The sequence below is a fragment of the Brevibacillus humidisoli genome, from assembly GCF_020923435.1.
Lineage (GTDB): Bacteria > Bacillota > Bacilli > Brevibacillales > Brevibacillaceae > Brevibacillus_E > Brevibacillus_E humidisoli.
In genome coordinates this window covers 1,004,875-1,027,172 of sequence record NZ_CP087263.1, presented here as the reverse complement: position 1 = coordinate 1,027,172, position 22,298 = coordinate 1,004,875, and the positions used below count along the sequence as shown (strand labels likewise).

Annotated in this window: 23 protein-coding genes and 1 pseudogene; 9 read left to right on the top strand and 15 right to left on the bottom strand. The window is 50.9% G+C overall.

Features of this window, described 5'->3' with window-relative positions:
- Positions 1–19 precede the first annotated feature (19 nt).
- Both LOK74_RS05065 and LOK74_RS05060 read left to right on the top strand, forming a co-directional pair.
- Complete coding sequence (locus tag LOK74_RS05065) at positions 20–1,231, top strand: hypothetical protein (RefSeq protein ID WP_230045500.1); 1,212 nt, start codon at positions 20–22, stop codon at positions 1,229–1,231.
- Positions 1,232–1,281: 50 nt separating this feature from the next.
- On the top strand, positions 1,282–1,986 hold the full coding sequence (locus LOK74_RS05060; protein ID WP_230045499.1) for a YhcN/YlaJ family sporulation lipoprotein: 705 nt from the start codon (positions 1,282–1,284) through the stop codon (positions 1,984–1,986).
- A 100-nt stretch (positions 1,987–2,086) separates the two neighbouring features.
- Here the strand turns inward: LOK74_RS05060 and speD are convergent, their stop codons facing one another.
- From speD to LOK74_RS05035, 5 genes and pseudogenes are all read right to left on the bottom strand, one after another.
- Positions 2,087–2,491, bottom strand: a complete 405-nt coding sequence (gene speD / locus LOK74_RS05055) for an adenosylmethionine decarboxylase (protein WP_230045498.1) — start codon at positions 2,489–2,491, stop codon at positions 2,087–2,089.
- 251 nt (positions 2,492–2,742) lie between these two features.
- The gene (locus LOK74_RS05050; RefSeq protein WP_230045497.1) at positions 2,743–3,345 is read right to left on the bottom strand and encodes a hypothetical protein; all 603 of its coding nucleotides are present in this window, start codon (positions 3,343–3,345) and stop codon (positions 2,743–2,745) included.
- A 363-nt stretch (positions 3,346–3,708) separates the two neighbouring features.
- Positions 3,709–4,206 (bottom strand): DUF4446 family protein, encoded by a 498-nt coding sequence (locus tag LOK74_RS05045; protein WP_230045496.1) that lies wholly within the window; start codon positions 4,204–4,206, stop codon positions 3,709–3,711.
- Positions 4,207–4,367: 161 nt separating this feature from the next.
- A complete protein-coding gene (locus tag LOK74_RS05040) occupies positions 4,368–5,021 on the bottom strand; it encodes an endonuclease III domain-containing protein (protein WP_230045495.1) in 654 nt (217 codons plus the stop codon).
- Positions 5,022–5,184: 163 nt separating this feature from the next.
- A pseudogene (locus LOK74_RS05035) lies at positions 5,185–5,445 on the bottom strand (hypothetical protein); the annotation flags it as partial.
- Positions 5,446–5,829: 384 nt separating this feature from the next.
- Here LOK74_RS05035 and LOK74_RS05030 point away from each other — a divergent pair.
- A complete protein-coding gene (locus LOK74_RS05030) occupies positions 5,830–6,480 on the top strand; it encodes a YktB family protein (RefSeq protein ID WP_230045493.1) in 651 nt (216 codons plus the stop codon).
- Between the two features lie 89 nt (positions 6,481–6,569).
- Here LOK74_RS05030 and LOK74_RS05025 read toward each other — a convergent pair whose 3' ends face one another.
- Positions 6,570–7,538, bottom strand: a complete 969-nt coding sequence (locus LOK74_RS05025; protein WP_230045492.1) for an NAD(P)H-dependent flavin oxidoreductase — start codon at positions 7,536–7,538, stop codon at positions 6,570–6,572.
- Between the two features lie 223 nt (positions 7,539–7,761).
- Here LOK74_RS05025 and LOK74_RS05020 point away from each other — a divergent pair, with 223 nt between their 5' ends.
- From LOK74_RS05020 to LOK74_RS05005, 4 genes are all read left to right on the top strand, one after another.
- Positions 7,762–9,234 (top strand): aminotransferase class I/II-fold pyridoxal phosphate-dependent enzyme, encoded by a 1,473-nt coding sequence (locus tag LOK74_RS05020; protein ID WP_230045491.1) that lies wholly within the window; start codon positions 7,762–7,764, stop codon positions 9,232–9,234.
- A 154-nt stretch (positions 9,235–9,388) separates the two neighbouring features.
- On the top strand, positions 9,389–10,033 hold the full coding sequence (locus LOK74_RS05015) for a DUF4166 domain-containing protein (RefSeq protein ID WP_230045490.1): 645 nt from the start codon (positions 9,389–9,391) through the stop codon (positions 10,031–10,033).
- Positions 10,030–10,998, top strand: a complete 969-nt coding sequence (locus LOK74_RS05010; protein ID WP_230045489.1) for a DoxX-like family protein — start codon at positions 10,030–10,032, stop codon at positions 10,996–10,998. The genes LOK74_RS05015 and LOK74_RS05010 overlap by 4 nt, the downstream gene beginning before the upstream one ends.
- Positions 10,961–11,698 (top strand): DUF2071 domain-containing protein, encoded by a 738-nt coding sequence (locus LOK74_RS05005; protein ID WP_230045488.1) that lies wholly within the window; start codon positions 10,961–10,963, stop codon positions 11,696–11,698. Before LOK74_RS05010 ends, LOK74_RS05005 begins: the two co-directional genes overlap by 38 nt.
- Positions 11,699–11,752: 54 nt before the next feature.
- Here LOK74_RS05005 and LOK74_RS05000 read toward each other — a convergent pair whose 3' ends face one another.
- Positions 11,753–13,852, bottom strand: a complete 2,100-nt coding sequence (locus tag LOK74_RS05000; RefSeq protein WP_230045487.1) for a TolB family protein — start codon at positions 13,850–13,852, stop codon at positions 11,753–11,755.
- A 314-nt stretch (positions 13,853–14,166) separates the two neighbouring features.
- Here LOK74_RS05000 and LOK74_RS04995 point away from each other — a divergent pair, with 314 nt between their 5' ends.
- Positions 14,167–15,612 (top strand): IS1182 family transposase, encoded by a 1,446-nt coding sequence (locus tag LOK74_RS04995; protein WP_230046894.1) that lies wholly within the window; start codon positions 14,167–14,169, stop codon positions 15,610–15,612.
- A 31-nt stretch (positions 15,613–15,643) separates the two neighbouring features.
- Here the strand turns inward: LOK74_RS04995 and LOK74_RS04990 are convergent, their stop codons facing one another.
- The 4 genes from LOK74_RS04990 to LOK74_RS04975 form a co-directional block, all read right to left on the bottom strand.
- On the bottom strand, positions 15,644–15,769 hold the full coding sequence (locus LOK74_RS04990) for a GapA-binding peptide SR1P (RefSeq protein WP_230045486.1): 126 nt from the start codon (positions 15,767–15,769) through the stop codon (positions 15,644–15,646).
- Positions 15,770–15,898: 129 nt separating this feature from the next.
- A complete protein-coding gene (locus LOK74_RS04985; protein WP_230045485.1) occupies positions 15,899–16,726 on the bottom strand; it encodes an alpha/beta hydrolase in 828 nt (275 codons plus the stop codon).
- Positions 16,727–16,842: 116 nt separating this feature from the next.
- The gene (locus tag LOK74_RS04980; RefSeq protein WP_230045484.1) at positions 16,843–17,142 is read right to left on the bottom strand and encodes a DUF3055 domain-containing protein; all 300 of its coding nucleotides are present in this window, start codon (positions 17,140–17,142) and stop codon (positions 16,843–16,845) included.
- Positions 17,143–17,240: 98 nt separating this feature from the next.
- The gene (locus LOK74_RS04975) at positions 17,241–17,789 is read right to left on the bottom strand and encodes a MarR family winged helix-turn-helix transcriptional regulator (protein WP_230045483.1); all 549 of its coding nucleotides are present in this window, start codon (positions 17,787–17,789) and stop codon (positions 17,241–17,243) included.
- Between the two features lie 236 nt (positions 17,790–18,025).
- On the opposite strand from LOK74_RS04975, the gene LOK74_RS04970 reads away from it, so the two are divergent.
- Positions 18,026–18,454: a DUF1885 family protein gene (locus tag LOK74_RS04970; protein ID WP_230045482.1), complete on the top strand. Its 429-nt coding sequence runs from the start codon at positions 18,026–18,028 to the stop codon at positions 18,452–18,454.
- A gap of 210 nt (positions 18,455–18,664) precedes the next feature.
- Here the strand turns inward: LOK74_RS04970 and LOK74_RS04965 are convergent, their stop codons facing one another.
- From LOK74_RS04965 to LOK74_RS04950, 4 genes are all read right to left on the bottom strand, one after another.
- Positions 18,665–19,027 carry a DUF4912 domain-containing protein gene (locus LOK74_RS04965; RefSeq protein ID WP_230045481.1) on the bottom strand — a complete coding sequence of 121 codons (363 nt, stop codon included), beginning with the start codon at positions 19,025–19,027 and terminating at the stop codon, positions 18,665–18,667.
- 93 nt (positions 19,028–19,120) lie between these two features.
- Entirely contained in the window at positions 19,121–19,717 is a 597-nt protein-coding gene (locus LOK74_RS04960) for a hypothetical protein (protein ID WP_230045480.1), read from the bottom strand.
- A 235-nt stretch (positions 19,718–19,952) separates the two neighbouring features.
- Positions 19,953–21,086 (bottom strand): N-acetyldiaminopimelate deacetylase, encoded by a 1,134-nt coding sequence (locus LOK74_RS04955; RefSeq protein WP_230045479.1) that lies wholly within the window; start codon positions 21,084–21,086, stop codon positions 19,953–19,955.
- 4 nt (positions 21,087–21,090) lie between these two features.
- Positions 21,091–22,269, bottom strand: coding sequence for an aspartate aminotransferase family protein (locus LOK74_RS04950; protein ID WP_230046911.1), 1,179 nt, complete (start codon positions 22,267–22,269; stop codon positions 21,091–21,093).
- Between the last annotated feature and the right edge of the window lie 29 nt (positions 22,270–22,298).

Sequence of the window (22,298 nt, the reverse complement as noted above, 5' to 3'; positions counted from 1 at the left end):
CGAAAGAGGAGGACCTTGCATGCCTGATCTCAAAAACATGGCCGACCTACTGCGCGAACGTTTGACAAACATCGCCCACACCCATGGTATTTGCGACTTCCATTTGTTTTATGAAGAAACGGATTCGTTATCCAGCAACAGCGGGCGACAAGAAAGCAGTAGTGGCTTGCTTAGAATCGCCTGGCGGGATGGAAGCAGCTCGATCCATCAGATCGACCGTCATGTCTTCAGCGGGGCAGAGCTGCCGATCGCAGCGTGGCGCTCGGTCCGCTGCTTTCCACAAGATCCCCCGCACGTATACTTGGCAGATCAGGAAACAACCTATCCCCATCTCAGTCTGTTCGATGAACAGGCGGCATACTGGGTCAAAAACAACAACCTTCCACCTCTGCCGGAGCACTTCCGCATGCACCTCTCTCTCAGACGGCAGTGGACAGTCCATTCTCGCGGCCCGCAACTGATGGCCGTTTTGACTGAAGTGGAGTTGCTTCACAGTCGCTTTGGAGCAGCCCTATCTTATCGCAGCCGCAAGTATCCGACAGAGGAGGAACTGACTTACCTGCAGATGGAGTCGGAGTGGTACCGTTCGTGTCCGCCAATGGACACACCGCTGCTTCAACTGCAACTAGATGATGACGATTCCCTTGATACCTTACTGTTGTTTTCCCCTGAAGCATTCCGTACGCTGATTCATCATGGGTTAGGTGTTCATCTGTACTCCGATGCGCCGGATGAGACGGATCGGCTGATCCAATCTGTGATCAGGTGGCGCCAATCTCCTCATGTGCTGTCAATTCAGTTAGACCCGCTACAGCCTTGGTCGCTAGGGAGTTATCGTTTTACACCTGCCGGTACTCCTGCTGCGTCTGTCGCGATGACCGGGCCTGCAGCCGAGGGGACTGCACTCAAGGCGAGCTACAACCGGCAATCTCTGCACTGGCTGCACCACCGCAGTGAGTCTTTTCGCCAACTGATGCAAAGCGCCGATGATCTTTGTCTAATCACCGAGCTTCAACTGCCAGAACAGTTCTCTCCATTTGCTCCAGTGATGGCCTGGGCTCCACAAGCGATCCGTTATCGCTGCGGCCGTCCCGTATTGAGAGGGCTGATGCCGCTTCAGCTAACACTGGCACAGCTGCTTACCTGCAGGGATTTACTGCTTGTGCATCGGGTAGGTTGGGACGGGGCGGGTGTTGCGGTCCCAGTCCATGTTATGGGGGATCATTCCTGAGTATTTAAGGCCACTCCGTCGTACAATACCTAACGGAGGTGGCGATTCCAATGAAAAAGTGGCTCTATCCGCTGTCTTGTTTAGCGCTTGTCTCCATGTTGGCTGCCTGTGGAACGAATAACGCTGCTGGTCCCAATGCCGACGGTCAAAATCCAACCATTAACCAAACACGACCATTTGGCAACAACACCTTTGGTTATAACACCTATGGCAACAACACCTTTGGTTACAACACCTTCAATGACGGAATGGATGGTCTGAATGCCACGCCAGGTGTCTACGATCGCAATTTGCGCGGCGGCACCGCCTTTAACCGCAACAACTTTGGCGCGAACGGCATGGCAGCCAGAAACGATTTTGCCTTTAACCGCCAAAAGGCAGATCAACTGGCCCGCGTTGCCGACGACGTGGCGGGTGTGGATGGAGCTACAGCAATCGTTCGCGGCAACGACGCCGTGATCGGGGTAAACAGTCGCTTGACTGCCAATAACCCGAGACAGCGGCAGTCACTTGAGCGGCGTGTCCAAGCAGCTGTCCGATCTGTTGATCCGACGTTGAACGTCCGGGTAACATCTGACAGGAACATGCTGTCACGCATCCGCAACATGGATCAAAACATGCGCAACAACAACAATATCAACGGCAGTGTAACCACCGGACCGACCACGGTAGGTGGAAATTTGGCTAATGCAGGCGAAGATTTTAACGCCTTGCTGCGCGATTTGGGCCGCACGGTAACCGCCCCCTTCCGCTAAGCGGGGAACCGCACAAAAAAGTGGCCCGGGTGCAGTGAGACTGCACCCGGGCCGACCGATTAAAAAAAGAGGTGTAGAAAGCACCTCTTTTTTGTATCCGTTACTTTTTCACTTCTTGCAGCACTTTGCACTCTGGCTCCACCACTTCGAGCTCACCGAGGCCGCGAATCAGTTTTTTCGCGTACACTTTCTCGGGTTTTAGAACGGAAATCAGGTAATCGATCGCGATTTGAGGATCAACCGTGTCTCCGCAAGTGTAGCAGTCCAGAGCGGCAAAACCGCGCTCAGGATAGGTGTGGATGGACAAGTGGCTTTCTGAGAGAAGAACCAGAACAGTGGCTCCTTGAGGAGAGAACTGCTTCGATTGTACACCCAGCACTGTCGCTCCACAAGCTTCAGCTGCCTCAACCATCTCTCGCTTCAGAAACTCCGCATCGTTCAGCAGATCAAACTGTACTCCCCAAGTGTCAATGGCAACATGTCTTCCGAAAGTCGAGTATTCCATCTTTCGGTTTCCCCCTTCCTAGCAAGTGTAGTGCTGAAACATCGCTAGGACCTGCGTCATTCACTAACGGGGGCGGTTTCTTCTCGCGCTTTCCACCCTTTAAAGTGAATCCTGGTTCCTAATCCTGTTTATCCAACGACAATAAAAGTAACATGCTTCGAGCAAAATGACAATACCTTTTCCAAAAATAAATCTTGGTAAAGAAGAAAATGGGCGCATCATGCGCCCATCGTCAAATACCTATGCCAATTCTATGCTTCTAAGACAAACAACCGATGTGAGAGAACAGTCAATTTTTCGTCAATCGAGGTAACTCTCTCCGGCGTGGCTTTCTTAGCCCAATTGCGAAGGTCGAGCAAACGATCCGCCTGTTCCCGGATCAACTCGATCTCCTGCTCCGAACCGTTCATGCGAAACAACGCATCTAACTCTTGCGCCTGCTCCTGCACCTGCGTATCCGCTTGGAAAATCGCGGCTTCTCCATTGTCAGACAGTTCATGGATCCGAACAACAGCACCCTCATCGTAATGATAGACCACTGTAAAGCTTTCGTAAATCCGATGGACGATGCCGTGCCCTCTAAATGTCTTCATTGCTTTCCTCATCGCATTTGCAAGAGTCAGGTCCTTGATGACATAAGAACTCTCACACGAATAGCGATTGCCTACGCGACGAAAGGTGAGCTGTATGTCACCGTTTCGGTCTTCTATAATGACATCCCGATCTCCGTTGTCAGTGATTTTAACTTTTACGTCAATCTTTTCGTTGGCAAAGAGCTTGACGAACTGCTCAAGCTCCCGTTCGTTCATTGTGAAATAGGCGCTCGCGTAATTGGTTGCCAAACGCTGTGCCATACTTATCTCCTCAATTCTCCATGATTTCCAACCCGTCCGGTGTTGGATCCGATCCGTTGATATATGTCCCAACGTGACAATCAATCATGGAAAGAAGCTAAGTATCGGCAAATGATCGCTGTACAGCCTGACCTTGCCCCGTGAGTCGAAACTCATATTGGGTATAGAAGGCGTATCACCTACTTTAAGATTGTAGACATTTTGCCTCATACACGATTATACACGAAAAAAGAGCAAAAATCATGCTTTCGAGATAGAGGATTTCGTGAAAAATCGCGATTATTTCGGTTGACGTCCGTTTTGACTACATTATGATCCTAAATGGTTGCTTTATCTCCGCTTTTTGTCTGCTGTCGCTTTGTATCATGCTTTTGGGTTCGTTGCCTGTTTGATTGCCGCTTTCTCTTCTTCGGACAAGTTATAAGATGACGTTCCCGCTGCGATCGGTTTGGCATAGACACGCGATTCTTCACGGCCGTAGATGCTGGTGATCACAATCCCATTTTGCTGTTCATCAAGCAATGCGAGTGAAAAACTCAAGTCGTTTCCGAGGTCACCAAACGCATTGTAACGGATCAAGGCCAGATTGCCGCTTTGACTAGCCAGCTTTTTTGTGAGACGGTGCAACTGGAACTGTTGGTCACTTTGCACCTGTTTCAACTGATCATTTTCATCCAGCAATCGGTGCAGGCTCGATTCCAAGCTCTCTCCACTGCCCCCGCTCATAAATCTGCGCAATTGCTTGCGAAGACGTCCCACTTGTATGGTAACCATAATGAACAAAAGAAATAATAACGTAAAGAGCAGCAGCAAAATCAGTGAAATGATGGGAGCATCCAGTGCAGCCAATAGTTGTTCCATGGGTTTGTCTTCCTTTCAGGTAACATGATTCGACTCAGAGATAACATGATTCGGCGTTTAGTGGGTACCCTTTCCTATTGTACAAAGATTTCAGCGACTCGTCATTACTTCTCTGTCGTAACTAACCATGTCGCAAATCGCAAGTGATTAACCCAAGCAAATCATGGCTCTTTTGTACTGGCATACAGACAGCGCTGCTTCAACGGACATTGGCTGCACATCGGTTCCCTTTTGCGGCAGATGGTTTTCCCATGCTCCACAATCAATCCGTGCAGTCGCGCTAGTTGGTCCCGTTCTGTCAACTGATCCATGATCAAACGCCGAATATCGCCGTAACGAAGCGACTGACCGCTGATCCGCTCATACAACCGCCTGGTATAGGCATCACCGGAGATCGTCGGTCGCTCGAAGCAGTAAGCGAGGATCGTGTCAGCCGTCTCTTCTCCCACGCCTTTGATGGAGAGCAGTTGATTACGCAGCTGTTCTGTAGCCGTCTGCCGGAGATTGCCTTCAAAACCGTCATGCCGCTGCAACCAGTGGGTGAGGGAGAGGATGGTACGACTTTTCGCCTGCTGGAAACCGGCTGAATGGATGACTGGCACCACTTGATCAAACGTGAGCTTCCCCAAGACATCCGGATCAAGCAAGCCCTGCTCTCGCAACGAGGCCAGTGCCTTAGCAGCGTTGGTCCAGGTGGTGTTCTGCACCAGCACCGAACCGATCATTCTCTCGTATCGGTTGGTTATCCCCCACCAGCGATCTACAGTAAAATCAGGGAACTGCTCGTCCAGCCGTTTCAAGATCCACTTCCACACGCTTAAAACCTCCCGTTCGCATCCAGACTCCTGCCATCATCATAACAGAAACAACGAAAAAAGCGGCTGTACTCTCCACTTTGGGGTACGCCGCTTTTCTAACCCGTATGCCATTCAATCTGTTCCATCTTCACCCTGCCAATCTTTTCGTAATATCCTCACTTTACACCTCGAGGAGAAGCATTTCGCGCCGCAGTTTTTTGAGGCGCTGTTTGGAGCGTTTGATCTGCTCCGTGTCACACTCTTGCATCGCATCGTACAACGTAGCCAACTCATAATCCAACTCCAGCCGGAGAACAGGGATTCGTTCTTCTGCGTCCCTTCGCTTCAACGCTGCCATCACCTGATCAATGGTTACATTACACGCTTTTTCGTATATCACTTTTCTCAACTCCTTTTTCTTAAAAACAATTCTCACGGCCTCCCATTACACTTGTTTGTGTGACGTTTTGCTGTGCAGGAACGTCTTTTCGGCGACTTGCCAACTGATTCACAGAATACTCAGACAGATCCAGGGCCCAGTTGGAACTGCGCTCCTCCGTTCTACAGGAAGCATCTCAGCTCCCCACGCTCTTCCGATGACAAAGCAGCGGATCCAGTCTGCTTTTAGACAAGTCTGCCTTATCCTTATTATCTAACTTTTCTTGCGTTTTTTCCAGTGGGTTTGTTGCCCAAGTTGCACTTATCATTTTGCCAGCGGTTATGTTATCATATGGAAAGTTACGGCGACAGTGCCTCATACTGCTTGCCCATTTTTTGCTGACGGTATGTGCACGGCCCGCCAAGAGATAGGAAAGGAGCGGCTTCATTGAACAACTTCAGCGGATTTCAGCAGGAAGATTTCAATGTGTTCACAATCGATGGACTGGATGAGCGGATGGAGGCCATCAAGACCATTGTCCGCCCCAAACTTGAATGGTTGGGACAGCATTTCGCTCCATCATTGTCAGCAGCGACAGGAGACGAGATGTTTTATCATGTTGCGAAGCACGCCCGTCGCACGGTAAATCCTCCAGATGACACCTGGGTAGCCTGGGCGGGTGACAGACGCGGTTACAAAAAACACCCCCATTTCCAAGTCGGGATATGGAACACCCATTTATTCGTCTGGTTCGCTTTGATATACGAATCACCGTACAAAAAGGAAATCGGACAGGTACTGAAAGGGCAGCTTGATCAGCTCCTGACCATTGTACCCGACGACTACCGCTGGTCCCCCGATCACACTCAGCCGGAAAGTACCCCGCAGGCGGAGTTGGGGCCAGAAGGGGTGCTCCGGTTGATCGAACGGCTGCAAAATGTAAAGAAAGCAGAACTATTGTGCGGCATCACGATTGATCGGCATGATCCGGTACTCGCCGATGGCAAGCAGCTGCTCGAACGCTTGCAGCACACCTTTTCTGTCTTGACGAAACTGTATAATCTGAGCAAACCGGCTGTTTCGTCACCCACTTCCTGATACGCCAGGTAATCCTAAATATATGCGAAAGAACAGGTCCGCTTTCATCTGAAATCAGCGGAACCTGTTCTTTTTTTGCAATTCACAGGTTATGGGCTGATCAGCGTCGTCTGCAGGCGGCGATAAACGCTTTCTGCTTCCCCCATCATCCTCTCGAACAGCTGATGTACAGTTGGCACGTCGTCGATCAACCCGATCACCTGGCCTGCCCATCCGAACCCTTCCTGCGCGTCTCCCTCGTAAATAAAACGACGGTTGCGTTCTCCACTTATGTATGGCTTCAGCCGTTCGTAATCGGCTCCTTCCCGCTCCATGGCCAAGATCTGCTCCGAACCGGGGGTTCGTACCACTCGTGCAGGTGTTCCCAATGACTGCTTTATAACGGACGTGTCGCTCTCCGTCCCTTTCAGCAGTGAATCTTTATACGCTTGATGGGCATGAATGCACTCTTGTGTGGCAATAAAACGGGTTCCCATCTCTATGCCATCCGCTCCCAGCGATAGTGCCGCCATCAACCCCCGTCCGTCACCGATACCACCGCTGGCCAGTACGGGAATCTTGACGGAATCGACCACTCGAGGAATCAATACCATTGTGCCGACGTCATCGCGCCCAAGGTGGCCTCCTCCTTCCTGCCCCACCGCCATCACCGCATCAGCCCCAACCGCTTCCGCCTTTTGTGCCTGACGCACGGCAGCCACCAGCACCAGCTTCTTGATGTTATGGGGCTCCAATCGACGAATCAACGGCTCCGGATTGCCGCCGGTAATGCTGACTACCTCTACCCGCTCCTCAATCGCCACATCCAACATATGCTCATAAGGACGGTTATGCTGGCCGATCGCAAAGTTGACGCCAAACGGTTTGTCAGTGAGACTCCGGACACGATGAATCTCCTCGCGCAGCGCTTCTGGCGACGGGAGGGACATCGCGGTAATTTGACCCAGACCACCTGCATTGGAGACGGCCGCAGCCAATTCCGCATAGGCCAGATAGGCCAGTCCCCCTTGCACAATCGGATAGCGGATCTGCAGTAATTCCGTCACTCTCGTCTTCATCGGTTCGCTCTCCCCTTTCTCCTGCTAGGTTCTTTTACAGTAAATTATACCAAACCCTCCAGCGGCTGTCGGCAAAACATCCCCCCGTTCTCGCACATACTAGGAGAAACCCGTCCGACAGATGGCTGGCCTGACATAAAAAACGCTTGCTTTCCCCCCTTTTTTTGCTATACTCAATTTGTTTGTTTTTGATTTACTCACAGGCAAAGCGAGGCGAAGCGCGATGAACCAAATGAAAACCCCACTGTTCAGCGGTCTCCTTGACCACGTGAAGCGCAATCCGATCCAGTTTCACATCCCAGGACATAAAAAAGGGACTGGCATGAACCCTGCTTTTCGTCAGTTTATCGGGGAGAATGCGCTTTCCATCGATCTGATCAACATATCTCCGCTTGATGACTTGCACCATCCCAAGGGGATGATAAAAGAAGCTCAAGAACTCGCCGCCGACGCGTTCGGGGCTGACCATACCTTTTTTTCCGTACAGGGGACAAGCGGTGCGATTATGGCCATGATCATGGCTACCTGTTCCCCAGGGGACAAGATTATCGTCCCTCGCAACGTGCATAAGTCGGTCATGTCGGCGATCATCTTCGCCGGAGCGATCCCGGTCTTCATCCATCCGGTCATGGATGAGCAGTACGGGATCTCTCACGGCATTACGGTGAAAGCAGCGGAGCGTGCTTTGACCGCCCATCCCGACGCAGCCGCCCTGCTGGTGATCAACCCGACCTACTTTGGGATAGCCGGCGACTTGAAGCAGATTGTACATACCGCCCACCGCTATGGAGTGCCTGTACTGGTTGACGAAGCACATGGTGTGCACATTCACTTTCATGACGATCTTCCGCTGTCCGCGATGCAGGCAGGGGCTGATATGGCCGCGACCAGCATGCACAAATTGGGAGGATCACTCACACAAAGCTCCATCCTTAACGTGCGCGAAGGACTGGTCGACGTGAACCGGGTGAAGACGGTGCTGAGCATGATGACGACGACTTCTACTTCCTACATTCTGCTCTCCTCTCTCGACATGGCACGGCAGCAGTTGGCCCTGCACGGACGGGAAATGGCCGAGCGATCGATCCAGTTGGCCGAGTCGGCACGGAAACGGATTAATGAGATCCCGCGTCTGCACTGTCTGGGCAGAGAGATTCTCGGCAAACCAGCCACGTACGCGATGGACCCGACGAAGCTCCTGATTCATGTGCGTGAACTGGGCATCACCGGCTGGGAAGTAGAAAACTGGCTGCGCGAGAAGTACAATATCGAGGTGGAGTTAAGCGACTTGTACAATGTGCTCTGCTTTATCACCTCCGGCGACACAGAAGAGACAGTGAACATTCTCGTCGAAGCCTTGCAGGACTTGGCCGTAGAATTCTCCCACATGCCGGTGGCAGAACTGGTAAAAGTGAAGCTGCCAAAAATCCCGGTCATCTCTCTCTCGCCGCGCGATGCCTTTTACGCCGAAACGGAGGTAGTCCCTCTGCGTGAAGCCTCCGGGCGGATCATTACGGAGTTTATCATGGTATACCCACCCGGCATTCCCATCTTTCTGCCTGGTGAAGTGATTACCGACGAAAACATCAGCTATATCGAAGAAAACTTGCGCGTCGGTCTGCCTGTACAAGGGCCGGAAGATGAAACGATTCAGACGATCAAGGTCGTCAAAAGACAAGCAGCCATATCCGATTAACAGAGAGTGCCGACCCGCCCCGGGGAGGCACTCTTTTTCTGCTATTTTCCGAAAAGAAGACTGTTGTCCCTGTTTCCATCAATGGTATAGTGAAGGCGAGCAAAGGAATCAACTCCCGATCCGCTGGTCTGCTGGGACGCTTGGAGGGTTGGAAATGAAGCCATCATTATTTGAGTTGGCATTGCAGCACCAAACTGAACATTTGCCGGAAGGCGTCAAATTACATGTTTTGCTGCCGCCCGACGCTCCGTATCAGATCGTCATGGACGGCAACATGGAGCAGATCTGGCACCGCCCCCGCTGGATCAAGCCTTTGCTCTGGCTGCTCAGTAAAATGGATACCTTTTTTCCGGAGACGGGGAAAGAGGTTCCGCTCCTTCTGGAAAACAGCTCGTACTGTGATCGAGAGGGCGTCATCTGCATGGAATGGCGGCGCACCTTTACGTTTCCCGGGAAGATACGCCGTTTCAACGCCCTGATGAGATACAATCCGGACCGTCAGATCATCGTCGACTACTTCGGCAAAGGCGGCTGGTTGGAAGCCGACCTACTGGTGAAATCGTTCGGTGGGCGGGACGCAGGGGGGCTCGAAATCTCCTCCTCCGGCTACCGCTTGCGGTTAGGGAGATTTTTGATGAGAGTGCCAGGCTTGCTTAGCCCTCGCGCCTTGATTCGGGAATGGACCGAAGATGGCATGCAGCCAGACGAAATCAAAGTGGATGTCCGGCTGCATCATCCATGGATCGGCGACTTCTTTGGGTACAGTGGCCGTTTTACGGTTAGGAGGCGAGTGAAATGAACAGAAAGCCCATCTTCGTGGAGATTCCAATCCGTGCCCCACTGGAACTGGTATGGCAGCGGACTCAGGATCCGGCAGAGCATGTGCGTTGGGATCTCCGCTTTACCAACATTTCCTATCTGCCGCAGCAGAATCCGGCAGATCCTGTTCACTTCCACTATGAGACCAGATTGGGTTTTGGAATCAAAATTGTCGGTACGGGTGTCACGGTCGGACAGAAAGACGGCCGAACCTCCGCTCTGCAATTTTTTACTGATGACTGGAAATCATTAATCGTCGAGGGAAGCGGTTCCTGGGTATACCTGCCCCAGCAGAATGGGATCCTGTTTCGGACGGTCTACGATTATCAACCGCGTTATGGAGCTCCCGGGCGCATCGTCGATCGCCTGCTGTTCCGGCCCTTGATGCGCTGGGCGACAGCGTGGAGTTTTGACCGCCTCCGCCTCTGGCTGGAGAGGGGGATGACACCAGAACATTCTCTGCGACTCTGGCTGATCTACTCCTTCGCCAAGATTGCTCTGGGGTTTGTCTGGCTGTGGGAAGGACTGGTGCCCAAGCTGCTGTTCCCTTCAGCAGAGGAATTGGCACTGGTGGCGAATACGGGACTTGCGTGGTGGGACGCAACGCATTTTGTCCCGTTTCTCGGAGTGTGCGAAATCTTGTTGGGATTGATCCTGTTGATCGGTTGGCTGCCTCGCTTATGCGCGACAGCGTCGCTTCTGCTGTTGCTTTTTTTTACCGCCGTCCTGCCTTGGTTTGCACCAGAACTGCTCTACCATCCATATGGCGCGCTTAGCAAAAACCTCGGCTTACTCGTCTGTTCTCTGATTGTGCTGTTTGTAAGTCAGGAGGTACCGACAGCGAGTCGGTGCCGAACCAAACCGATTGGCTCCACACTGACTAACGATCGCGGGGGAGGTGCTGTTGGTGCGGAAAAATCTCGTCACGATGGTAGGCACGCTTAAACGCTGCCTGCTGTTTATGTACCGCTGTCCAGCTGCCAAGATCCGTCCTCATGTGCCGAACTGTTTTCAACTGGTTACGGTGGATGGGCAGGCGATCATCGGCGTGGTTGTCTCCGAGCTAACTGAGATGCGGCCGCGGATGACTCCTGATTGGCTCGGTGTCTCGTACTGCCATATCGCCTACCGTGTCTATGTCCGTTTTACAACGCCACAAGGCAGCTCGATCGAGGGCCTCTATTTTTTGCGAAGCGATGCCGATAGCAGACTGATGACACTCGCGGGCAACGTACTGTCAACGTTTCGCTTTCACCTCGCCCATGTGAACTGGCAGGAGTCAGCTAACAGCATCTGCCTAAGCATTTCCCGTACGCAGCAGGGTATCGCGGACGCCTCAGCCAGACTGGATCCCGCGACGCCGGCTCAGTTGAGCGAACACTCTTGTTTTGCCTCAGTTGCGGAGGCGATGGAAGTGCTTCGGTACGAACCATACGGGATGGCCTACGATCCACGCAGCAATACGGTGAACGTGGTGAAAGTTACGCGGGACGAACGTCGTTGGCACGAACGACCGCTGACCCAGGTAAGTGCGAGCTGGAGCTATCTGGACAGGCTGACGGACTCTACTCATCTCCATGAACTGACCATTGCCGTCGATTCGATCCCGTATCGTTGGGAACGGGGTGTGGTCTTTTTCCTTTGAGACGGCATAAAAAAAGCAGGTGGAGAATGGATGCTTCCACCTGCTTTTTTATCCTTAGTCGTATACCCGGACAAGAAACTTGTCTCTCGGTGTTGCATTGATATGGTCGAGGAACGCCTTGCTGTTCTCCACGAATGTAAAGAATTGCACCTCAAACTCATCGTCCGTATTCGCGTAGAAAACGAGATATACCTTGTCCCAAGGATGATCATTAAAGATGTCGACAAAGCTGCCGTCATGAATAATGTCCCAGAATACGTATTCCCCGTCTTCATTCCCCGGCTCTTCTGGTTCTTCCGGCATCTCGTCCCGCGGTTGAGCAAATGACATCATGTACAAGGCTTCCTCTTCTTCACGCTCGTCGATCCAGACAATCCGATTTCCGCCCATCCGCAGTTCTGTCGGTACCGCTTCGGCTGAGAGTGACTCTACGTAGTCAAAATCCTCCAAATCGTACAACTGGTAGAGGTAGTCGTTCTCATCATTCGTGTAGCGGTTATCTTCGTAGATGATGAAGTTGCGCGAGGCTTGCGGCCTGATCTGATCACCATCGTTGTTGCGGAACAAGGAATAGATCCGATCCCGATCGGTTTGGTAATAAAACAGATCCCAGTTGTCATCACCCATTTCCGACCAGATCACGAACTCCTCTCCCAAGGCAGCATGTCCAATTTCCCCACGGCGGATTCGCTCTCCTTTTTGCTCGTCCAAATCATAGAGATACAAATCAGAGGTGTTGCGGCCTTCGTCTGTGAGCCACAAAATGTACTCGTCGTTGATATCAATCCTTTTCGGTTCCCGATACAGTTCGTCGATCTTCCGAGTATCTCCAGTGGAGAGATTGGTCAGATAGATGGTATCATCCTCGACCCATACCAGCTGATTGTTGTTCAACTCGTACAGCTCGTCCGATGCCACATCTTCATCCGTCACCTGCTTCCTCTTGCCGCTTTTGATTGAGTAGGAAAACAGGGCGTCCTCCTCCTGATCGTAATAGATGACCCAGTTTCCACTGACAAGCGGACGCGACGGATCCTGATCTTCATCAGAAATCACCATCGAGCTCTCAGTCTCCACATTATATAGGACAACACCATCAGTGCCACTATCACTTATGTACACGATATGCCAGTCGTCTGCATCCGGTTGCCCTGGTTTGCTAGCCAATCCAATCGACGCTTCTTCATCCTCATCGATATCGTACAAGTACAGTTTCATCACATCTGAATCTTCTTTTGCATACAGAACGTAATCGCCATAGATCGCGTATCCGATCTTCGTCTCTATCTTCCGCTCAATCAGTTCTTCATCGTCATCGTCCATGTTGTAGTACTCCAGATCGCCGTCGTTTTCGTAAACGACAATATCACCGTATACCTTCGGATTCTCCCTATCGTCCCGGCCATCCGTTACCTGATCTTCATCGTCGCGGTCCAAGTCGTATTGATATAATTCGGTATTGCCGTTCCGATCATCCTCATAGATGATTATGTCCTTGTAAAGAGAAGGCTTGGTTTGATCATAGGAATTGGTAGTCGCCCGGATCTCCTCGTCAGTCGATAAATCGTAGGCATAGATGTCAGCATGCCCGTTTCGGTCATCTTCCCAAGCTACGTAAGAGCCGTGAACAGTTGGATGACTGGCCGCCCCACTGTAGGATACCTGCTTTGATTCATCCGCTTCGATACTGTAGGCGTATACGTCCGTCTTATCGCCGTGCTCACTGACCCATACAACCGTGTCGCCTTCGAAATCAAGTTCTACCACATTGGCACTGCTATCCGTCACCCGTATTTCCCGCTCGCGATCCAAATCGTACAGGTATACAGCCCCATCGCCGTGGCGGAAATCAATCCACGCCACGTAATCGCCGCTCACTTTGGGAGATGTTTTGCGAGTACCATCTCCAACAATCTCCTTAGCCACTTCTTCTTCATCCACATCATAGAGCACAATTGCGTCATCGTCATCGTTTTCATTTATCCATACCGCATATTCACGCGACAGATCGATCCCTTTGTCGGAAGGTACTGCAAGGGAAGGCTTGATCTCCACTTCCCGCCCGATCGACTCCGCATGGGCAGGAGAAGCGACCCAGAAGGATGAAGCCAGCAATGCAGCCGCCATCCATCCATGGACGCGTTTCTTCTTCATGTTCCGATTCCTCCTCCTATTGTTTACTGCTATGGTACTATGACAAACTCTAGCAGATCCCTTACTATTATCCCGGATACACAATAGATTTGTAAACAGGGAAAGGGAAAAGCCAACTCACCGGATACCAGAGTGAGGTCCGTTCAGCCTTGCTTGAATGGACTAAAATAGGGGGCCGCTCAACATCAACAAAAAAACGCGCCTCAGCGCGTCTCAGCCTGTAGACAAAGTTCCGTAAGGAACAGGGTCTGCAGGCTTTTTTGTTGAATATAGAACATGTTACGTTTTCAATAGTTATTTTTGGAGGTGGCATTATGCTTAATAAGCAACAGGCCGAAGGCCGTTATCAGATATCTGCATTCTCGTTAGATGAGTTGGTGCCAAAAGATCATCTCGTACGAAAAATCGAAAATGCAATCGACTTTTCATTCATCTATGACTTAGTGGAAAGCCTCTACTGTCATGACAACGGCAGACCCAGTGTTGACCCTGTAGTCTTAGTCAAAATTGCTCTCATCCAATATCTTTTTGGTATTCGTTCCATGCGGCAAACGATTAAAGAGATCGAAACCAATGTTGCCTATCGGTGGTTCATTGGCTATGACTTCAGTCAGCCCATTCCCCATTTCACGACCCTAGGCAAGAACTATGTTCGCCGTTTTCGGAATACTCAACTCTTCGAGTCGATCTTCCTTCGAATATTGGAAGAGGCGGTACATCATGGATTCGTGAAGCCTGACGTGCTTTTCATCGATGCTACGCATGTAAAAGCCAGTGCGAATAAGCATAAATACGTGAAAGAAATCGTTGAAGAACAAGCCAAGAAATATCAAGAGCTACTGGACGAAGAAATCAATCAGGATCGTATTGCACATGGAAAGAAGCCCCTTGAAAAAAAGACAGAAACTTCGAAGAAGGAGGTGAAGGTCAGCACAACTGACCCGGATTGCGGATTGTTTGTAAAGGGGGAAAAGGAACGTGTATTTGCCTATAGTTTTCATACGGCATGTGATCGAAATGGATTTGTGCTTGGCGCAAAGGTAACGCCAGGCAATGTGCATGACAGTCAGGTTTTTGAGGATGTTTTGAATCAAGTGCGACAGACGTTCGAACAACCTCAGGCTGTGGCGGTGGACTCCGGATACAAGACGCCTTACATCAGTAAAACACTGATTGATGACCAGATTCGCCCCGTTATGCCCTACACAAGACCACGCACCAAAGAAGGTTTTTTTAAAAAGTACGAATATGTGTATGATGAATATTTCGACTGCTACATCTGCCCGAACGAGCAAATCTTAACATATGAGACAACAAACAAGGATGGGTACCGTATCTATCGATCAAATTCTCAAGTTTGCCGAAGTTGTCCGTTTTTGAAACAATGCACGGAAAGTAAAGACTACACAAAGAGAGTGAGTCGCCACATCTGGGCTGATTACCTCGAAGAGGTAGACCACCTCCGGCATACCGAGGAAAACAAACAGATCTATAGCCAACGGAAAGAAACGATTGAACGTGTATTCGCTGATATGAAGGAAAAGCATGGCATGCGTTGGACGACCTTACGAGGACTGGAGAAGGTCACGATGCAGGCGATGCTTGTTTTCGCTGCCATGAACTTAAAAAAAATGGCGACCTGGCTATGGAAATCAGGTCGCCAAAAGGTGAAGGATCAAAACACCTTCGGTATTTTCATCAAATTATTAAACAAACGCCCTCTGCTGTTCGTTCAGCGAGGGAGTTTGTCTGCAATCTGAAACGCGCCTCAGCGCGTCTGTTACAATACGTCTATTCTTCATCCTCTTGTTCTGTTTTGCTGCATCTGCAGCCAGCCACACTGTAAAGCGTTTTCACCTGGTTCGATTCAAAATGTGTGATGATCGAACCGCAGCTTTGGCATACGATCGTCCCCATGAAGATCCCTCCATCTGACATGAATCCATACGCCTCGTTTCCTTGCGAATGTGTTACACTCATCATAATATGACATACTATTTTCGTCAATAGGGAAAAAGTAACCGCTCAATGCACTTTAATTGTATGTCACATTTGTCGAATGGAGTTTTCATGTCCCTGAAGCCATTCTCCGATGGCAGTCAATACCTGGTCACGTTCCGGTTCGTTGAGCACCTCATGATACAGCCCGGAATAGAGTTGAAACGTCTTGTCTGTCGCCTTTGCTTGCTTGACGAAAAGCGCCACAGCTTCCGGATCGACCAGTTGATCGTCGCCAGCCTGCAGGACCAATAGAGGTACAGTCACTTTGTCTGCTTCGGCCATCGCCGCTTTCATCGCTTCCTGCAGTTCGCAATACCAGCGTACACTAACTTTATTGTATACCATGGGATCTACACGATACTGTCGGCGAACGGTCTCATCCCTGGTTACCTGCCAGGGGGCGATCTGGTTCGACATCCGCAGCTTGGGCCAGAGTTGGTTGAGTCCACCGGCTATTCGCGCCTTCCATGCTGGAACAGCCAAACGCAGCTTTAGACAGGGAGAAGAGAGGATGAGACCATTCACCTTCAGCTGATCCTGCCTCTGAAGCTGCTGAAGCAAACGGACCGCGATCAGCCCCCCCAGACTGTGGCCCATCAAGTAAAGAGGAATATCCGCAGCATCCGCTTCTGCACGGGCTGTATCCAGCCAGTCACGCACCGTCTCCAGGTAGTCTTGAAATGTATCCACATGTCCCTTCAGGCCCGGCGATCTCCCCCACCCTGGCAGATCCCCTGCGTATACCGCGTAGCCGCATCGGTTGATATAGGCTGCAACATGTTCATAGCGCCCGGAATGTTCCGCTGTTCCGTGGACCAGGACAACGCTGCCTTTTGCTTCGGAAATCGGCCAGTTGCGTCGAAATAACTTCATCTGCTGCTCCCTCCTGTACTTCTATTCCTCACAGATTATCGATCCTACGCGTAGTATGATACTACAAAGCGAAAGAGCAGAAGGGCAACACCCCCTGCTCCTCTCGCATCACGTTGTCAGTATTGGTTTTCTTCAAAAGGCATAGGTGGCAAATGGTCCTGCAAATATTCAGACAGCTGTTGGGCTTCCTCCAGACAGGGCAACCGGAAAGCTTTTTGCAAGAACGACGGATTTCCCACATCCTCTGAGCTGAGAAGGGTAGACTGACCCGTTTGCATGCAAATGACAAGCGGCTTTCCATAAAACCGGTGTGTAAAAACGATCCCAAAATCGTATCGCGTCATTTCCGATACGAAGCCCATGAAACGAACATTTGCCGTTTCACTTAAATCGTACAAATTGTCAAAACGGTCCATGTAATACCCCTCCCATCTGAATCAAGAATATTTTGTTTATTTTAAGTTTACCATAACAAGTGCCTTCCTGTCATTGGGCCTGATGCCTAATAAATGGATTAACGCTGAGCCGTCTGTTTGTTTGGATGGACAAGCTCTGTATCCATCGCTAGACGACTCTCACTCTCTTTGATCCAGCGAACTTTTTCTGTTCCATGGAGCGATTCGGCAAGAAACGTCAGACACTCAAAGAAGATCGTCACGACACCTTCGCTGTACCGTTGCCTCAACTGTTCCATAGCCTGTGACAGACGAAAGATGGAAGTGGTGCTGCTTCGACTTGTCTCGATCACCTGTCGGCCTGCATCTGTTGGATAGACGTTCACCACCCGGCCGTCGAAATCGGATTTGCCAATCGTGACCAATCCTTTATCCATCAGTTTTTTGATGTGAATGACAATAGACGAAGGATGCCAGAACGTCCACTCTGCAATCTGTGTAACGCGGACACCCTCATAGCAGCAGACAATCCAGAGAATGTTCAGTTGGACGGATGAATCGAGATCGACCAGCTTGGCGGCACGCTCCCAGTCTTCCTTGTTGACAACATTAATCGACCGCAACGTGTACAATGCTTCCTGTACTTGCTGTACTTCTGAACCTAGCATGTTAGGACACTCCCTCTCCCCACATCGTCATTCTCTCTCTACATATGACAGATAAAATATTGTATTACATTGTACACTTTTCTGAAAACACAAGCAAATGCTTTGCCGATGCCCCATCGCCCGCTGCTGCTGTCCGTAGTCAAAGCAGGCAAGAGTTGTCAAAGTGCACTGGGAGTGCTACACTTCATACTGAGAAGAAATGATGTATCACACGTCAGATTAGGAGTGACCTTATAGTGAACCTGCAATCGGCCTACATCTACTTCGCAGAAGGCTCCACCATCCCCAAGGCGACAGTCGACGACGTGAAAGCAAAACTTCAGCGCTACATAGAGATGACCAAAAAAACGGGTGAACAGTTGGGCTGGGATTATGGAGATGCTGCCTTTCCCTACAATATCGAAGAGCCAGCAGACGGGAAGGATTCCTGGTTTTTGCTGAGAGGGAAGGATCCAAAATCCTACAAATACATCATCATGGGAGTCGGCAGTGAAACAGCAGCGGACAGCGAAAAAAACTATATCCAGATCTCGCTGCCGGAGACGGCAACCCACGGCGACAAAAGCAAAGCGAACGAGTTCTGCCGATATCTGGCCAAGGAATTTAAGGCAGAGCTTCACCTGTTTAATGGACGTATCCAGTATTTTCAACCCCGTAAACCGTAGCTTACTGTCAGGATTTGCACTCATTATGAACATGAACGGCCTGCCACGTCGGACGGGCCGCTTTTTTTGCACTTTTCCACGGTTACAGACTCGGCATCACTCAGTAAGCTCTGTGCCGATAAGATGATCCGGGCAAACAGCTACTCAAGCAATCACAAAAAAACAGACCCTGTCTGCTCAGGGCCTGTGAATCATTCATCTGTGGACGTACTACGATATGGCTTCAGAACGTGTCAGCGAATAAAATCGTCCGTTTAGCATGCGAATCCCCAGATCGACGCGATAGGTAAGGCCAGCTGTAACGCCATACAGAATCCATTCCGAGGAGAGATGGTTGATATCAAAGTCGGTATAGAGATCGGTACCATCTTCCTTGATATCCTCACGGTCGGTCACATCATACAACCGCAACACCAGCGGTAATTCCGAAAATGGGATGGAGAAATCCTGCTCCACTTCCTGCCGAAAACTGTCCGTCATCTCCCAATTGGCCATGATTGACTGATCGTCTCTCCAGGCAATCCGTATACTCGGGCCCTCATCTGTCGATGATCGCGCGGGATTTTTCTTCATTCGCCTTCATCTTTCCTTTCCAAGATATGTCTTGCCGAGGTTACGCAATCATTATACCACGAATGCGCAGTAGATGAAACCGTTCCCAGCCGATTACCTTCCGACGGTAAAACGATTCTCCCCGACCACAACAAAAGGAGAGACTTCGTCACGCTTCATCAGTACCTGTACCTTGTAGGTGCCATATTGCTCCAGCTTGGTGGAGAGAAAGACATCGGACAAGAAAAAACTGGTTACTTTGCTGGTATCAAACTTGCGCGGCTTTTCTTTGGCATCGACCACTTCACCGTCCGGCCCAACCAGAACCAACTTCAGAGTAAGCTCTTCTGTAGCGGGAGCATTGTCAACCTCGACGAACACGCCAAAGTTGCGCGGGATGTCCTTGTCCAGCCAACCTTCGATTGGGTTGCTGAACACAATATCCCCCTTTGCTGTCCTCTGTATCGCTTCAACCAGCAAAATATTCACATCCGGTTTCACTACCGAAAGTTTGCCTGACTTCTCGTCATAGGTAGAAAAACCGCCCATTTTGCTCACAACTTCCTGCACAGAACGAGCGCTTGAGGCCGGCAGTTCCACGCCAAGCTGTTCGCTGCCGATCGAAACTTTGACGATGCCATCTCCATTTGCTGTCGTTGCCAATCCAACCATCATCAAGGTAGTGAGGGCAACTAACATTTGCTTTCTCATGGCGAGATCCTCCATTGCATATTTCCGTTCCAAGGGAGTTTCAACTCATAGAAACTCTCCAACTCTTTTCCTCTAGTTTATACGCCTGATCTGGGGAAAAGTTGTGGTGACTTCGAAAATTCCCAACATTACCCATACTGTGGGTAACGGCCTATCGTATTCACTACACAAAACGAAAGCAGCAGACACCCAGGGGTGCCTGCATACATGAGTCATCTACTGTTGATGCAGAAGATCATTCAGCTTGGTCCGACTTCCAGGCAAAGTAATCGGTGACCAATCGGACAGCCACGTCGATCGTCTGCTCGCTTGGTTCAATCTTGGCATGGTGTAGGCCATAGGGGGTTTCGGCCCCCATCCAGAACAGGAAGCCCGGGATTTCAGCCAGAAAATAGCCAAAGTCCTCACCGGTCATGGCAGCACTGCACTCAATCAGCTGGATGTCCTCGCGCTCACCAGCCCACTCCATGAACTCACCAGTCAGTGCCGGATCGTTGTATACTTGAGAGTACGTACAACCGTAATCGATCGAGGCGCGGCATGCAAAGCCAACTTCCACTCCTTGAACAAGCGCTTCAATCCGCTCTTTTACTCTCTGCATCGAATCCATCGACATGGTACGTATGGTTCCTTCTATTCGCGCTTTTTCGGCGATGATGTTCTGCCTGCTCCCGCCCTCGATCTTGCCGATGGTGATCACCGCTGAGTCGAGCGGATCAACGTTGCGGGAGACGATCGTCTGCAGTTGTGTAACCAAATGACTGGCTGCTACCACCATGTCGTTGGCCCTGTGCGGATAAGCGGCGTGGCCTCCTTTTCCGGTTAGTTCGATAAACAATTCGGACGTATTGGCAAACAAGATGCCTTGTCGTAGCGCGATTGTCCCGACCGGATACTCAGGGGCAATGTGCAGGGCAAAAATCGCGTCTGGACGCCACGCTGCCAATTCTTCGCTGGCAAGCATCGGCTGTGCACCGCCCGGCCCTTCTTCGGCCGGTTGAAAGATAAACAGCAGATCATCTTTGATCGGATGATGCACAAAATGGGTGAGGATGCCCAGAGCAATCGTCATGTGCATGTCGTGACCGCAGGCGTGCATGTAGCCCGGGTGAACAGAGCGAAAAGGATAGCTCGTCTCCTCCTCAATCGGCAGTCCGTCCATGTCGGCGCGCCAGGCCAACATCCGGGACGGATTTGTCCCATGCACTTTCACCAAGATACCGGTCCGCCACGTCTTGATCGAGAACCGTGCAGCAGGCAGAGCGGACAAGTAGTCCAGCAAGTAACGCTGTGTTTTTACTTCCTGAAAACCCGGTTCGGGAATCTGGTGCAAGTCTCGTCTGATCTGTACCAGCGTCGGCAATGTCATCGTCTCATATTCCTTTCTTTTCACCCAGATTGGTCAGCGAACGACGGAATGTCTCGACGAAGCGGTCAATCTCCTGCTGTGTGATCGTCAGCGGCGGCAGCAGGCGAATAATCGTCTTTTGTGTGATATCAACGAGGATGCCCTCGTCGAGCAAACCTTGCTGCAGTTCACGCACTGCCTCGGGGGAAGCATGGATGACGATGCCAGCCATCATGCCTTTGCCGCGTATCTCCTGACACAGATTCGGTTCCAGTTCGACCAGTTGCTGCAGAGATTTCTGCAGATAGGCAGCGGTGTCTCGGACGTGCTGCAAAAACTCTGCGTCCAGCAGTACGTCAAGGACCGCATTGCCCAGTGCCGCGCTTAACGGAGAAGGGGCAAACGTGCTGCCGTGGTCACCCGGCTCAAACAGATTCATCAGCTTCTCTCCGCCTATGATACCACCGAGCGGCAATCCACCGCCTACCCCTTTGGCAAACAGGATCAGATCAGGGGTGATTCCCGCATGCTGATAGGCGAACAACTCTCCCGTTCGGCCGATGCCTGTCTGGATTTCATCCATGCATAACAGGATGCCTTCCTGACGGCAAATCTCTTCAGCCTGACGCAAATACTCCTCTGAAAGCGGGATAATTCCACCTGAACCGAGTACCGGCTCCATCAGCAGTGCCGCTGGCCGGTTTTCCCTGCACAGCTGCCGCAGCTGGTCCAGATCGTTGGCTTCCAGCTCATAGACAGGGATGTCAGGGCTAGGAAAATCTTGATAAACGTGAGCTTGGCGGGTGAGCCGCAGGGCCCCCAGCGTTCGTCCGTGAAAACTGTTTTTCAACACGGCAATGCCCGCTCTCCGCCCACCATCCCGGACCGTCCACTTGTGGATCAGTTTGATCGCTGCTTCAGTAGCCTCTGCACCTGAGTTGGTGAAAAACACTTTGCCTGGTATGGAATGCTCCACTAAACGGCGGGCCAGTTGAATAGCCGGCGTGTTTAAAAAGATGTTAGAGATGTGCAGAAAAGCCGCACCCTGCTGCTGCAGGGCGCGGACGATTGCCGGATGCGAGTGGCCTAATACGCTGACTGCCAGGCCGGTAAACAAGTCAAGATATGATTTTCCTTCCGTATCGTACAGATAGTTGCCTTCTCCTCTGACAATGGCAATCGGCAATCGTTTATAGGTGGACATCAGGTAGGTCTGATCGAGTGAACGCCAGT

Bases quoted from the DNA above. Each gene is read 5' to 3' on its own strand.
- speD (WP_230045498.1), bottom strand. From the start codon at position 2,491: ATGGAATACTCGACTTTCGGAAGACATGTTGCCATTGACACTTGGGGA.
- LOK74_RS05010 (WP_230045489.1), top strand. From the start codon at position 10,030: ATGAACAGAAAGCCCATCTTCGTGGAGATTCCAATCCGTGCCCCACTG.
- LOK74_RS05050 (WP_230045497.1), bottom strand. From the start codon at position 3,345: ATGGCACAGCGTTTGGCAACCAATTACGCGAGCGCCTATTTCACAATG.
- LOK74_RS05065 (WP_230045500.1), top strand. From the start codon at position 20: ATGCCTGATCTCAAAAACATGGCCGACCTACTGCGCGAACGTTTGACA.
- LOK74_RS05000 (WP_230045487.1), bottom strand. From the start codon at position 13,852: ATGAAGAAGAAACGCGTCCATGGATGGATGGCGGCTGCATTGCTGGCT.
- LOK74_RS04960 (WP_230045480.1), bottom strand. From the start codon at position 19,717: ATGAGAAAGCAAATGTTAGTTGCCCTCACTACCTTGATGATGGTTGGA.
- LOK74_RS05025 (WP_230045492.1), bottom strand. From the start codon at position 7,538: ATGAAGACGAGAGTGACGGAATTACTGCAGATCCGCTATCCGATTGTG.
- LOK74_RS05060 (WP_230045499.1), top strand. From the start codon at position 1,282: ATGAAAAAGTGGCTCTATCCGCTGTCTTGTTTAGCGCTTGTCTCCATG.
- LOK74_RS04955 (WP_230045479.1), bottom strand. From the start codon at position 21,086: ATGACATTGCCGACGCTGGTACAGATCAGACGAGACTTGCACCAGATT.
- LOK74_RS05015 (WP_230045490.1), top strand. From the start codon at position 9,389: ATGAAGCCATCATTATTTGAGTTGGCATTGCAGCACCAAACTGAACAT.
- LOK74_RS04980 (WP_230045484.1), bottom strand. From the start codon at position 17,142: ATGGACCGTTTTGACAATTTGTACGATTTAAGTGAAACGGCAAATGTT.
- LOK74_RS04950 (WP_230046911.1), bottom strand. From the start codon at position 22,269: ATGTCCACCTATAAACGATTGCCGATTGCCATTGTCAGAGGAGAAGGC.
- LOK74_RS04990 (WP_230045486.1), bottom strand. From the start codon at position 15,769: ATGGGGACGATCGTATGCCAAAGCTGCGGTTCGATCATCACACATTTT.
- LOK74_RS04965 (WP_230045481.1), bottom strand. From the start codon at position 19,027: ATGAAGAAAAATCCCGCGCGATCATCGACAGATGAGGGCCCGAGTATA.
- LOK74_RS05020 (WP_230045491.1), top strand. From the start codon at position 7,762: ATGAACCAAATGAAAACCCCACTGTTCAGCGGTCTCCTTGACCACGTG.
- LOK74_RS04975 (WP_230045483.1), bottom strand. From the start codon at position 17,789: ATGCTAGGTTCAGAAGTACAGCAAGTACAGGAAGCATTGTACACGTTG.
- LOK74_RS04985 (WP_230045485.1), bottom strand. From the start codon at position 16,726: ATGAAGTTATTTCGACGCAACTGGCCGATTTCCGAAGCAAAAGGCAGC.
- LOK74_RS04995 (WP_230046894.1), top strand. From the start codon at position 14,167: ATGCTTAATAAGCAACAGGCCGAAGGCCGTTATCAGATATCTGCATTC.
- LOK74_RS05045 (WP_230045496.1), bottom strand. From the start codon at position 4,206: ATGGAACAACTATTGGCTGCACTGGATGCTCCCATCATTTCACTGATT.